This is a genomic window from Vibrio nitrifigilis (assembly GCF_015686695.1).
Classification (GTDB): Bacteria; Pseudomonadota; Gammaproteobacteria; order Enterobacterales; family Vibrionaceae; genus Vibrio; species Vibrio nitrifigilis.
Genome location: NZ_JADPMR010000004.1, coordinates 1,219,445 through 1,231,994, shown reverse-complemented (window position 1 = coordinate 1,231,994; position 12,550 = coordinate 1,219,445). Strand labels below are relative to the sequence as shown.

Annotated in this window: 12 protein-coding genes; 4 read left to right on the top strand and 8 right to left on the bottom strand. The window is 41.6% G+C overall.

Annotated elements, in window-relative coordinates:
- Positions 1 to 234: 234 nt before the first annotated feature.
- A complete protein-coding gene (locus I1A42_RS21930; protein ID WP_196125033.1) occupies positions 235 to 759 on the top strand; it encodes a nicotinate-nicotinamide nucleotide adenylyltransferase in 525 nt (174 codons plus the stop codon).
- 68 nt (positions 760 to 827) lie between these two features.
- On the opposite strand, the gene I1A42_RS21925 is transcribed toward I1A42_RS21930, so the two are convergent.
- The 3 genes from I1A42_RS21925 to I1A42_RS21915 all read right to left on the bottom strand — a co-directional run bounded on the left by I1A42_RS21925 (position 828) and on the right by I1A42_RS21915 (position 3,335).
- Complete coding sequence (locus tag I1A42_RS21925) at positions 828 to 1,460, bottom strand: response regulator (protein ID WP_161153179.1); 633 nt, start codon at positions 1,458 to 1,460, stop codon at positions 828 to 830.
- The gene (locus tag I1A42_RS21920) at positions 1,457 to 2,713 is read right to left on the bottom strand and encodes a sensor histidine kinase (RefSeq protein WP_230389697.1); all 1,257 of its coding nucleotides are present in this window, start codon (positions 2,711 to 2,713) and stop codon (positions 1,457 to 1,459) included. Before I1A42_RS21920 ends, I1A42_RS21925 begins: the two co-directional genes overlap by 4 nt.
- A 256-nt stretch (positions 2,714 to 2,969) precedes the next feature.
- Positions 2,970 to 3,335, bottom strand: coding sequence for a hypothetical protein (locus tag I1A42_RS21915; protein WP_161153177.1), 366 nt, complete (start codon positions 3,333 to 3,335; stop codon positions 2,970 to 2,972).
- 550 nt (positions 3,336 to 3,885) lie between these two features.
- Between I1A42_RS21915 and I1A42_RS21910 the strand changes: the two genes are divergently transcribed.
- Positions 3,886 to 5,505, top strand: coding sequence for a methyl-accepting chemotaxis protein (locus tag I1A42_RS21910; protein ID WP_196125031.1), 1,620 nt, complete (start codon positions 3,886 to 3,888; stop codon positions 5,503 to 5,505).
- A gap of 63 nt (positions 5,506 to 5,568) precedes the next feature.
- Here the strand turns inward: I1A42_RS21910 and I1A42_RS21905 are convergent, their stop codons facing one another.
- Genes I1A42_RS21905 through I1A42_RS21885 form a run of 5 tightly spaced genes read right to left on the bottom strand, consistent with a single transcriptional unit; the run spans position 5,569 to position 9,989 of the window.
- Positions 5,569 to 6,333: an amino acid ABC transporter ATP-binding protein gene (locus I1A42_RS21905; RefSeq protein ID WP_230389696.1), complete on the bottom strand. Its 765-nt coding sequence runs from the start codon at positions 6,331 to 6,333 to the stop codon at positions 5,569 to 5,571.
- On the bottom strand, positions 6,326 to 7,297 hold the full coding sequence (locus tag I1A42_RS21900; protein ID WP_196125029.1) for an amino acid ABC transporter permease: 972 nt from the start codon (positions 7,295 to 7,297) through the stop codon (positions 6,326 to 6,328). The genes I1A42_RS21905 and I1A42_RS21900 overlap by 8 nt, the downstream gene beginning before the upstream one ends.
- 11 nt (positions 7,298 to 7,308) lie before the next feature.
- On the bottom strand, positions 7,309 to 8,193 hold the full coding sequence (locus I1A42_RS21895) for an ABC transporter substrate-binding protein (protein WP_196125027.1): 885 nt from the start codon (positions 8,191 to 8,193) through the stop codon (positions 7,309 to 7,311).
- A gap of 23 nt (positions 8,194 to 8,216) precedes the next feature.
- Entirely contained in the window at positions 8,217 to 9,023 is an 807-nt protein-coding gene (locus tag I1A42_RS21890) for a deaminated glutathione amidase (RefSeq protein ID WP_196125024.1), read from the bottom strand.
- Positions 9,024 to 9,032: 9 nt separating this feature from the next.
- Positions 9,033 to 9,989, bottom strand: a complete 957-nt coding sequence (locus I1A42_RS21885; RefSeq protein WP_196125022.1) for an ABC transporter substrate-binding protein — start codon at positions 9,987 to 9,989, stop codon at positions 9,033 to 9,035.
- A gap of 109 nt (positions 9,990 to 10,098) precedes the next feature.
- Between I1A42_RS21885 and I1A42_RS21880 the strand changes: the two genes are divergently transcribed.
- Entirely contained in the window at positions 10,099 to 11,433 is a 1,335-nt protein-coding gene (locus tag I1A42_RS21880) for an aminotransferase class I/II-fold pyridoxal phosphate-dependent enzyme (RefSeq protein WP_196125020.1), read from the top strand.
- A 271-nt stretch (positions 11,434 to 11,704) separates the two neighbouring features.
- Entirely contained in the window at positions 11,705 to 12,529 is an 825-nt protein-coding gene (locus I1A42_RS21875; RefSeq protein WP_196125018.1) for a transporter substrate-binding domain-containing protein, read from the top strand.
- Positions 12,530 to 12,550: the final 21 nt, after the last annotated feature.

Genomic DNA, 12,550 nt, shown 5'->3' with positions numbered 1-12,550 from the left:
ACTATCGTAATATCATACCTTATACCCAACTAAGCTCAAGGTACATGACAGGTCGCGCTGATTTTACATTTGCTGATAAAAAAGACAGCGATGAGACGCTGTATAAATTGACGTCTAAATTGGCGGTATTTGTGTAGTGAACGCTTACTTTTTCGGCAGGTAATTTGTTATAAGTTAGGTATAATCTGGCGACAAAAAATGAGAACTGATGTTTCTCAATTGGTAGAGGAAGTTATGCAGAAAATTGCAGTTTTTGGTAGTGCATTTAATCCACCATCACTGGGTCATAAGAGTGTGATTGATTCATTAAATCATTTTGACCGTGTGCTGTTAGTCCCTAGCATTTCACATGCATGGGGAAAAATCATGCTTGATTACCAAATACGTTGTCAATTACTGCAGGCGTTTATCAAGGATCTAGGGGAATCAAAAGCGGAACTGTCGACGGTAGAACAGTCGCTGGTAAAACCCAATACGAGTGTAACGACATATGAGGTATTAGACGCGCTACAAGACGAATACCCAGAGGCGGAGCTCACTTTTGTGATAGGGCCAGATAACTTATTCAAATTTGCTAAGTTTTATCGAAGTGACGATATTCTAAAGCGTTGGTCGGTTATGGCTTGTCCTCAGCGATTGCCAATTAGAAGTACCGATATTAGAGATAGGCTATCTCAGCAGCAGAATATTAACGATTTAACAACAGATGGTGTGGCAAAGCTTCTTAAGCAGCAGAATTTATATCAGCCATCTTCCTAAAATGAAGTAAAGAGAGCTATGCTCGCTCTCTTTTGTGCCAGTGACGGAGGAAGAACCATATTCTCCGTTTATTGTAATAAGCTGGAATAGATTTGCTGGCCTTGGTTCGTTAATGAATAGACGCGGCCTTCTTCTTTTACGACAAGGCCACTATTTACTAATTGGCGTAAATGAAAATTAAATTTGGTGTGATCTTCGATACCCACGACACGGCACAAATCCATAAACTTAAGTTTGCGATGGATCTTAAGTTGTTTCACGACTGAGCGGCGAATAGGATTCGACAGTGCACTGAAGATCAAATCGTGATCACTTTCATCAATGGCAGCTTTGGGTGCATGCTCGGCGTGGACGCGTTTTAACGTAACGGAGAGTGCGGCAAGATTAAACGGCTTGGTTAAAAACTCATCCGCCCCTTTTTTCATCGCATCGACAGCAATATCGACCGTTGCAAATGCAGTAGTAATAATAATGCCGATATTGGGTTGTAACCGCCTTAGGGACGTTAGGGCATCGATGCCAGTCATTCCTCCCATCACGACATCAAATAGCGCTAAATCAAAGTGTTGCACTGCTGCTTTATCTAATGCATCTTCTGCATTATCACACGCTGTAACCTCAAAAGATTCGATGGTCAGGGCTTCAACCAGCACTTCGCGAAGTTGAGGGTCATCTTCGGCAAGGAGAAGTTGTAACGTCATTGAGTATTCCTTGGTAGCCTCACTTCGACTGTTAACCCTTTTCCTTGGTTATACAAGCGAAGATCGCCGTTGTGTTGCAAAATGATCTGTTTACAAAGAGCCAATCCCATGCCTGTCCCTTCTCCTTTCGCTTTTGTTGTAAAGAAAGGCTGTGTTGCTTTTTGCAGCACAGAGTCTGGCATACCACCACCATGGTCGGAAAAGGTGACAATCGCAAACAGTTTATCTTGAAAACCTTTGATAGTTAGAGACCTATCTTCACTACTTGCGTCGACAGCATTACTAATAATATTACTAAAGACTTCTTCAAGTAATCCTGGATCACCTGAAATCTGTAATCGATGATCAATCGACACGTCTAACTGAAAGGTTTCTAGGCGAAACTGATTCAATGACAACGCGGATTTTATAATATTATGCAGGTGTAGTGGTTCTCGGTTTATCTGCTTATTGTGGGCATAGTTTAAAACTTCTTGGCTAATTTCGGAAGCTCGGGTCAAACCATATCGTATACGATCTATTTGACGTTTATGTTTTTCGTCATCACCAAGCTGCATTTCTAGTAGATCGCAACTCATCATTGCGCTGCTTATTGGCGTTTTAATTTCATGAGCCACCGCGGAGGTCAGTTCGCCTAACTCGATCAATTTGGCTTCTTGTTGGGTTAATTGCACGTAAGATTGCAATTGATTATCCCGTTCTTCATCAAACACACGTAACGCGTACCACAATGCTAGTAACATCCCATAAGCGCAGAGGAGTCTTAAGCATTGAAACCAGAGGCTCATTCCATCATCAATAAAGCCAACACTGAGGCCATAACAAATGAGTGAAATCCCTAACCATTGAAAAGGAGGAGCGCTACCAAAACCTTCCCCTTCAATCCTTTTAGCGTAAGTATATACCGTGGCCCCAGCGAGAACGCTCGATCCCATACCAAAGATCCAGCGAATTTGATGCAACGTTTCACTGATGAATTGATCGTAATCGAGCTGCGTGTAACGATAGAACAAACCTAGAACAAAGGTTGCAAGCACAACCAGCATACTAATACGAATGAACATCACCCGTTGCCAACTGGTATGATCCATCATGCGCCAAGCGAACGTGCCAAGAGTGAGGAATGATCCCCACATTTTCAGCGCGCGAAAAGTATCGACGCCTTTGGAGCTGACAAACTCATGCTCGTACAGTAATAAGTAGAAATCAGACCATACGTGAAAACCCTGTAATAACCCAAAAATCGCGAACATTGGCAGGTATCTCGCAATGGTAATATGGCTGTTTTTTAGATTGCGAAAGAAAATAGCGAAGAAGACCGCGAAAAACGCGAGTCCGAAGATGAGGTAAAACTTAAAAAGTATCAGCATGTCCATGGTGAGAGTTTAATGGAGCGCCTGATTTCAATCAATCAATGTTGTGTATTTAATACAATACGATAAAAGTTGAGTCATATTCTGTAGGAATATGACTGAGTTATTTCAAAATACTGAGTCTAAAGTCTGAGTACTAAAAAACAACCAGTTGCTCTATTTCTGCTAATTTTCCCATGATGCCATCAATAAAAAAGCACAGATTCTCACTACTGCATTCGTAGAGATCGCCCCCAATAGATTTAACCGGCAGGCGTTGGAATAGTGAGTTTTCATGCCCGAAATAGATTTCTGGCTGTTTGCTACCATTGTTAACAGCTGTCACGTTGATGTATAAGGAAAAACCATTACTGAGCACAATTTCTAGGCTTGAATGTTCGGTTTTTTCTTCCGCTGGAATAACTCGGTAGGTGGCGTGCTCAAAAAAACGACATGAGTCTTTACCAATTCTCTGTAAAAGAGAGTGAATCGTCCCGATTGAAAACTTGTTATGAATGTTCATTGATTTCTCCCTAGAAGACTTCCTTCTTGTGGGTTATACAATGTCCTTGAATAAACAACCAAGAGAAACGAGAGCTAACTAACCAAGCGTTTTTTAACTGTTGGCGTTTAGTTCTATACCTAAGCAACCTCAATATGGCTCAACAATCCGTTTGTTGCGTGAAAAACGTTGGCAGTAGCCATTCCTTCCGATACTGGGCTTGATCATAAATTTTTGACAATGTTCAAAATTATTCATTTTGAGGTCAATGGGTATATGTGTTTCTCTCATCAATAGACTCTAATAATACTTGCACATAAAACGTACAAAAGAAATCTACTCAGATATAAACTTCAATAATTCTTTTCACTTTCTTAAAACTTTTACGCGTTGATCATTTGAATATTCACTGCAATAAATATTAATTATGAGACATATTGATCTAACTAGATGATTTTTGTGAAGTTGTTATGTTCTAAGAAAAAGTAAATATTTGGCTAACTTGAAATTTATCAACTACGATTTTCAGTAGTTAAAGGTTAGTGACATTAGTTAACGTTGAGACATAACAATGAATAACATCAAGATAGCGCGATTATTGATCATTGGATTTTTGGTTCCACTTACTGCTTTATTATTGGTATTGATTATTTCTGTTTCTCAGATGAATACTATCAATCAGCAGTCGACTGAAATTTCAACTAACTGGTTGCCATCTGTGCAACTTATAGAACGCTTAAATACTGAAACCGCAGAATTACGAAACACTGAATCTGTACACATTATTTCGACTGATGCGCATGAAATTGCCTCGGCGAATGAAGCGATTAATAAAATTAAAGCGAAAGTTGCGAAGACGTTAGCTCAGTACACTAAGTTAATTTCTAGTGCTCAAGAGCAAGCGTTGGTGGATAAATTTAACCAGCTTTATAGCCAGTATTCTACCACCCAAACTTCGCTACTGGCGCTCTCCGAGAAGAACCAGAATGAAGCTGCGAAAAAGCTTTTCCTTGGGCAATCACAAAGCCAATATCAAGAATATTCCGATGTTCTCAATCAGCTCTCTGAGTTAAATCGAGTATCGGCACAAGCCGCGAGCAAGCGTGGCGATACGATATATGGGGAAGCGCAAACTATTTTGGTGAGTACGGTTGTGGTTGCATTCGTAGTGGTTGCTGCGATTGCATTGTTAATTTCGCGTTATTTATCCACTTCGATTACTGAGGTTCAACAAGCAATTACTAAAATGGCAGAAGGCGATTTAACCGTTCGTCTCGATCAAAAAGGGGGGAATGAGCTAGGCCAGCTCGCGGATAGCTTTAATAAATCTGCGATCAACTTTAATCAAATGACGAACAAACTCATTTCTGTCGCTGATCAATTGAACCGTTACTCTAATTCATTAGAAACCGTCATGTCCCAATCTGAAAGTAACTCACAGCAAATGCTTAGCCAGGTAGAGATGGTGGCAACAGCCATCACTGAAATGGCGTCAGCTGCGCAAGAAATTAGTCAGAATGCTACATCAGCAAAAAATTCAGCTAATGCTGCATTGGACAACGTCAAAGTCGGTCATCAATCGTTAAACAACTCGAATAATTTAGCCAATAAAATGGGTGAATCGATGAGTGAGGCGGCTTCAATAGTGAATACGTTGAAAGAATATTCCAACGACATTGAAGTGGTGATTCAAGCGATCAATGACATTTCAGAGCAAACCAACTTGCTGGCTTTGAATGCTGCAATTGAAGCTGCACGTGCCGGAGAGCAGGGACGTGGCTTCGCTGTAGTGGCTGATGAGGTGCGTAAACTTGCCACGAAAACTCAAGAGTCAACAATAAGCATTCGTGACATTATCAGTAAATTGCAGGTACAAGCGGAAAAAGCAGATGAATTTATGCAGTCGAACCTCGAATTAGTCTCTGAATCCAAACAGATGGCAGAAAATATGTTTAAGGCGTTCACGGATATTTCTCAGGCAGTGAATACCATCTCGGATATGAATAACTTAGTGGCTACTGCTTCTAATGAACAAACAACGGTAACGGATGATATTTCGATGAATATCTCTATGACAGTGGATATGGTGCACGAAAACGTCAATGGCGTGAAAAGCGCTACTGGCACGAGTAAATCATTGTCGAACAGTGCCGATGAACAAAAATCGTTGTTGGCGTTTTTTAGAATTTAACGTGAGGTGATTGGGGTAAATAAAACAGGGAGCAGTGTAAATGCTCCCTGTCTTTCATATTAACTAAATAAAGCGGCTCAAAAACGCCTGAGTCCGGTGATGTTGTGGATTGGAAATGACTTGCTCTGGTGGTCCTTGCTCAACCACAACTCCGCCATCCATAAAGACCACTTTATCGGCTGCTTCCTTAGCGAATCCAATTTCATGAGTGACGACAATCATGGTGAGGCCTTGATTCGCTAAATCACGCATGGTTTCTAATACTTCACCAACGAGTTCGGGATCTAATGCGGATGTTGGCTCATCAAACAAAATGACTTCCGGTTTGATTGCTAAAGCGCGAGCGATAGAAACACGCTGCTGCTGCCCACCTGATAACTGACTTGGATAAGCATCGGCTTTGTCTTTTAAGCCTACTTTTTCTAGTAAGTGTAAGGCGTATTGAATCGCTTCTTGCTTAGGATGCTTGTGCACACCAATTGGCGCTTCAATCAAATTTTCCAATACCGTCATGTGAGGGTAAAGGTTAAATTGTTGAAATACCATGGCAATTTTTTCTCTTTGCTTGGCGATTTGGCGTGTTGAAGCATAGCGAAGTTGACCATTTTCAAATACATAACCAATCTGTTGGTCGGCAACAGTGATATACCCGTTGTCCATTTCTTCCAATTGGTTAATACAACGTAAGAAGGTCGACTTCCCTGAGCCAGAAGGACCGAGAATGACTACTACTTCACCACTTTGTACTTCCATATTGATGCCTTTAAGCACTTCAATATTATCAAAGCTTTTATGCACATTACTGGCTTGAATAATCGCATCACTCATGAACCACCCCTTGGTCAGTCGTGTTAGGTTTTGATGGAGATGAAGTAGCCCCTAAACCTATGGTTGATAATAGGCGACTCAACCAACCTGGTTGCGAGCTGTAACGCTCTGAACGGTTGTAATAGTTTTCAATACTGTTTTGAACTACGCTCAAAATAGACGTAATAAATAAGTACCAAAGAACCGCAACCATCAGTAATGGAATAACTTTAAAGTTTGAATTGTAGATATTTTGCACTTCATACAATAAGTCACCCATCGCGATCATGCTCACCATTGATGTCGCCTTAACCATGTTGATTAGCTGGTTACTTGTTGGTGGAACAATCGATTTCATTGCTTGAGGAATGATGATTCGGCGATACACACGAGCTTTAGACATTCCGAACGAGTGAGCTGTCTCGAATTGTTTATCGTCGACAGAGATTAAACCACCACGAATAATTTCCGCCATGTAAGCAGCTTCGTTAAGTGCAAGGCCAGCTAACGCAGCTGTTAATGGTGTAATGACATCATTGGTGTTCCAGCTAAACAGAGTTGGACCCAATGGAATCGCTAACGATAGATTTGGAAATAAACTCGATAAGTTGTACCAAAACAACAACTGCACCAATAGCGGCGTGCCACGAAACAACCAAATGTAAATGGAGGAAACATAGCGAAGTACAGGGTTTTGCGATACTTTCGCTATCGCCAAAAATAGGCCTATAACAATGCCGATTACCATAGCGATACAACTTAAGACTAAGGTCATCTGCAAACCACCCATAACCGCATCGTTGAATAGATACTCAAATACGGTATGCCATTCAAAGTTTGGATTGGTTGCGACAAGGTAGAGTAGTTTCAGACCGATCAGAATGACCACTGCTGCGCTAATGAGAGTGCCTACAGGCACTCTTCGTTTTACATTAGACACATCTCTTGGATCGATATTATGACTGTGTAATCCCTTATTCATCATCGATACCTCAATTAATCACTGGCTTTTGCAGTGGCTAAGTTGATGCCTGGTGCTGCCAGTTTATTACCTTCTAGATTCCATTTTTTCATGATCGCATCATAAGTCCCGTTTTTATGCAGTTCATCGTAGCTTGCTTTGAGTACTTGAACTAATGGGGAACCTTTAGGAACCACGGCACCTTGATAAAGCGTGTCGAAGCCGTTTGATTTGCCCTCACCAGCCAGCTCTAGCTCACCATTAGACATCTTGACGAAGTAACTTAGTGGTGCCTGTGAAGAGAAAAAAGCATCAGCACGATTTGATTTTACCGCGAGGATAGACGTCGGTTGATCTGTGTATGACAGTACTTTTATCGCAGATTTGCCGTCTTTTACACACTGTTTAGATTGGTTGCGCACGACTCGTTCTGCTGAACCGCCGGCCATTACAGAAATACGTTTGCCACAGGTGCTAGCAATGCCATCAATATGCTGTGGATTACCCTTTTTCACAGCAAATACGACGAATTCTTGAACGTAATCAACAAAATCAACACTTTCTTCACGGTTTGCAAAATCACCAACTGGGCCTGAGTCATAGGTATAACGACCGGATTTGATTCCCATCAGAATCGATGATAATCCGCTAACGTTTTTATGCTCGATTTTAATGCCTAGCAGTTGGCTTAATGCTTTATCTATATCAACCGCTGCTCCATCAAATTGGTTACCACCTTTTACAATCGTATATGGAGGGAATGAACCGTTAACACTTGAGATCATTTTGCCTGACTGTTTGATGTCGTCAGGCAGCATGTCATGTAACTTTTGGTTGAACGTCTGTAGTGGAATATTTGCGTAAGCTGAACTGCTCGCCATGCCAATTAAAAGGGTGGTGATTAATGTACTTAATTTCATGATTAACTTCCTTGTTATCTCATTTATTCACTCATAAGAGTGGGGGTAGAAAAACGGCGGTTCTCTAACGCGGGTAATACACGACGAGCGTGAGCGATTCGCTCTTTATTGATAGTGGTAACTGCGAGTTCATCTTGTTCGCTGGCGCTACATGTCACGACACCGAGTGGATCAATCACTTTACTTAAACCGATATTACGTTCTCCAGATTCTCCAACCGCGATCATGTAGCAAGTGTTTTCTAAAGCACGGGCGGTTGCGAGCACGTCCCAGTGGTGTTCTTTTAACGGGCCTTTTACCCATGCAGCTGGCAGAACTAAGGCATCAGCGCCATCGAGTACTAAGCGACGTGATAGCTCAGGGAAGCGCAGGTCGTAACAGGTCATCATGCCAATGTTGAAACCATTTACTTCAACTAACTCTGGAACGTCATCACCTGGAATCACGTTAGTCGATTCTTTCATTGAGAAGGCATCGTACAAGTGAAGTTTTTTGTATTCACTGATGATTTCTCCCTGACGTATCGCAACTTGAACGTTCCAAACTTTGCCATCTTCAGCTTCACTTGGAACATGTACCGTCATTAATACGGTCATTGTCATTGATTGTGAGAATGCTAACAATTCGGTCATGAAAGGGCCGTTTAAAGGCTGAGCCGCGCGACGGACTAAATCAGGATCTGCGATATCTCTAGCCAGAATGCCTTCAGGGAACACGAGTAAATCGACGTCTTGTTCATTTGCTTGTGACATATAGTCTTGGCAAATCTGCAAATTTTCTTGCCATTCCTTAGCAACAGAAAACTGTCCAAGTCCTACTTTTAGTTTCATTGTGTATCCTTACCATTGTTCTTTAGAGAAAAGAGAATCTATATTGAGAGGTTTGTTAATAATATTTTGTTCTTGCAGTTCGCGGCACCAGTCTTCCAACATCGCTTTATTGGTGGCAATCCCATTACTGTTCCAATCTGGCTTTAGCGCTTGGCTGGTTCGAGCGATATCATCGATAATCCATGGTGTGGTATCGGCATATTTCGCCCGTTTATCCAACCAAATTTGGTAAGACTGCTCAAATACCTTGCTGATTTTCTGAGCAATATCTGGGTGTGCTTGCTGAAATTCAGGTTTTAGAACCAGAATGTGTATGCCGGGTACATAACCACATTCCTGATAGTATTGAATTTCGGAACTGACAAAGTCTGGTAACAATTGGCGGTATTCAGAATCAGCCGAGAAAAAGCCTGCGGGCATAAATGGTGTACAGACTGCGTCTAAAGAGCCTTCATGTAACATGTCCATCATTGGCTGTTCATTCGGGCAGGCTTCGATTTGGCCTTCAATACCAAATCCATTCAAACGATCAACAATGGGATGCTGTTCTGTGAGACGTCCGACAAACCAACGAATATCGCTTTGGTTGATATTGTGGTGACGGAAAATGGCTCGCGTCCATGTATTACCTGAATCTTGCCAACCCGTTAGACCAACTCGTTTACCTGATAAATCTTCGATCGTGTTAAGTGGGCTGTCTTTACGAACGATAATACAGCGCTGGCGAAAGCCCCGCATGAGGAAGTGTGGAGCGCCGATAACATCTTGTTCGCCTCGAACGATCATTTGACTGTAGCGACTTAGCGACATTTCACCGCCGTCAAATTCAGGGTGTTGGGACCAATCGTTAACTAGGGTGTTTACGCGTGTTAGCGTGACTTTTACCTCATCGCTTATGACTTCGTTAAGTAACATGGGAGTGAGGTAATCCCAATCTCTCACTGCCAATCTCACTTCTGTGACCATTGTTTTACTCCTTAAAACAGTTCGGTAATCACTCAGCTAAAAATTATCCTAATTGTGATTTTATTGGTGTACAATAAGTTTTTTGTTACTGAACAAAGATATTTAATTTATGGATAAAGATATATCGGTAAAAGAAATCGCTAACGAACTGAAAGGACTCAGTATTCAAGAGATGGTTATAGAGATGACCGCTTTGATCCGCTCGGGTGCCTTAGAGATTGGTTCGAAACTGCCATCCGTACGTGCCTTAGCTGAAGAGTTAGGGATGAGCCCCGCATCGGTATCATCGGTGTGGAGCACGCTGAAAAAAAACAATTTGATTTCTGGCAGTGGCAGAAATGGCGTATGGATTAGTGGTAATAATCCAGCACCAAGACCTTTGCGGTTTGAAAATGTTGGGAATTTCGGCAAGAAAACGAAGGTGGATTTAACCTACGCATCCCCGGACCCTGATTTATTGCCTAATTTGGACAATGCGCTGTTATCTGCAACGAAAAGTCATGATCTTAATAGTTATAGACGTGAACTGATTACACCAGAACTTAAACACATAGTGGCACAACGCTGGCCCTATGATGCCGAAGCGTATATTGCGACTAACGGTGGGTTTGATGCATTACAAGCAACGATCTCTTCTTTAATTCAGCCGGGCACTTGGGTGGCCGTTGAAGATCCTACCTCAGCGCGTATTTTAGATTTGGTCGAGAATATTGGTGCGCGAGTTATTTCTATCGAGTGCGATGAACAAGGGCCAACGCCTTACGCCTTAACTCAAGCGTTAGAGCACAAAGTCAGTGCATTTATTTATCAACCTAGAGTAAATTCAGTTACAGGCGTCAACGTTACGAAAGAGCGTTTAAAAGTACTGGAACCCCTAGTCGCAGATATTCCATTAGTGATTGAAGATGATGGTATCGGTGATATATCGGCTACGCCTACTTGTACATTTGCTCATGTCTATCCTGATAAAGTGGTCCATATACGCACGTATTCAAAATCATTGGGGCCTGATTTAAGACTAGCTGTACTGTCTGCTCCTAAATCAATCGCTAAGTCTATTCAAGCATACCGAAACTTTGGTGCGAGTTGGACCAGCCGATTACTGCAAAATGCGGCGGCGTATTTACTGAATGATCCGCAAGTTATTGAACGGTTATCTTTGATGCGAGAGTGCTATCGTCAGCGGCGTGATTGGCTGACGCAGGCATTAGAAAAGCGCAATATTGCTTATGAAGGTGAAAATGGCTTTAGTGTGTGGATTCCTGTTCCTTCTGAACAATTTGCTTTGGTCACACTAGCGGTACATGGCTATGCCGTTTTTGCCGGAAGTCGATTTATGACTATTCCTAAACAGCCGCATATACGAGTCACCACAAGTTTGTTAAAAGAAGAAATGGTCGACGCACTCGCGGACGTGATTCAAATGTGCTTTGACGTGGAATGATAGCTATTGGGCAGGAAAAAGAAGTTTTAAATCCATTTTATGCTGATGTGGCTGAAAATGAGGTCATTCATACTATTTGGTTTCATCTTATGCCAAATAAAAGCCAATGATTGGTGGTTTTAACGTCAATACTGACTTTCATTTAAAATATAATTTGTTAATCTTATGCGCTAATTAATATCCCTGAGTTATTTCAATCGGCCGTTGCTCTTGAACAAGCCAAATGAGGTTGGGGGGTACATATAAAAAACGAGAATGGAATTATCAGCACATGACATTACATAACATTAAGCAGCAACTACGTAAATGGGTTGTGGCAGCAACGATTGCCAGTAGCGCTTTTGCCTGCCTACCAGCGGCCGCTGCATCAAATAACACCCTAGAAGAAATCTTAAAGTCGGGTGAACTTAAACTCTGTTTTGAAGCGGGTTATTTACCGTTTGAGATGACAGCAAAAAATGGTCATTTTATCGGTTTCGATATTGATGTAGCTAAACATTTAGCTCGCTCGCTAGGGGTTAAATTTGTTCCTGTTAATACGGCTTGGGATGGGATTGTTCCTGCGCTAAAAACTGGAAAATGTGATTTTATTGCTGGTATGACCGTCACGCCAAAACGTAATCTCAGTGTGCTTTTTGCCGATGATTACCTAAAAATGGGGCAAACCATCCTAATTTCACCAAAATTAAAAGACAAAATTCATTCTTATCGCGACCTTAATAATAAGAAATATACCATTGCGACCCAAATGGGCACCAGTAGTGCAATTGGCGTGAAGAAATATCTGTATAACGCGAAAACTGAATTATACGACACATCTGCAGATGCCGTACTGCAAGTGATGAATGGTAAAGCAGATGCGTTTGTTTATGATCTACCTTATAACGCGATGTATGAAGCTCAGCATAAGGGACAAGTGATTCACTTGGATAAACCGTTTACCTTTGAACCATTGGCATGGGCAATTCGTAAGGGCGATACTGATTTTCTGAACTTGCTTAATAACTACATGAAGCAAATTCGTGGCGATGGTACTTACGAGCGTATCTACAAAAAATGGTTTAAATCTGATCGTTGGGTAAGCCAAGTTCAGTAACGATCATTATCGTAATATCGA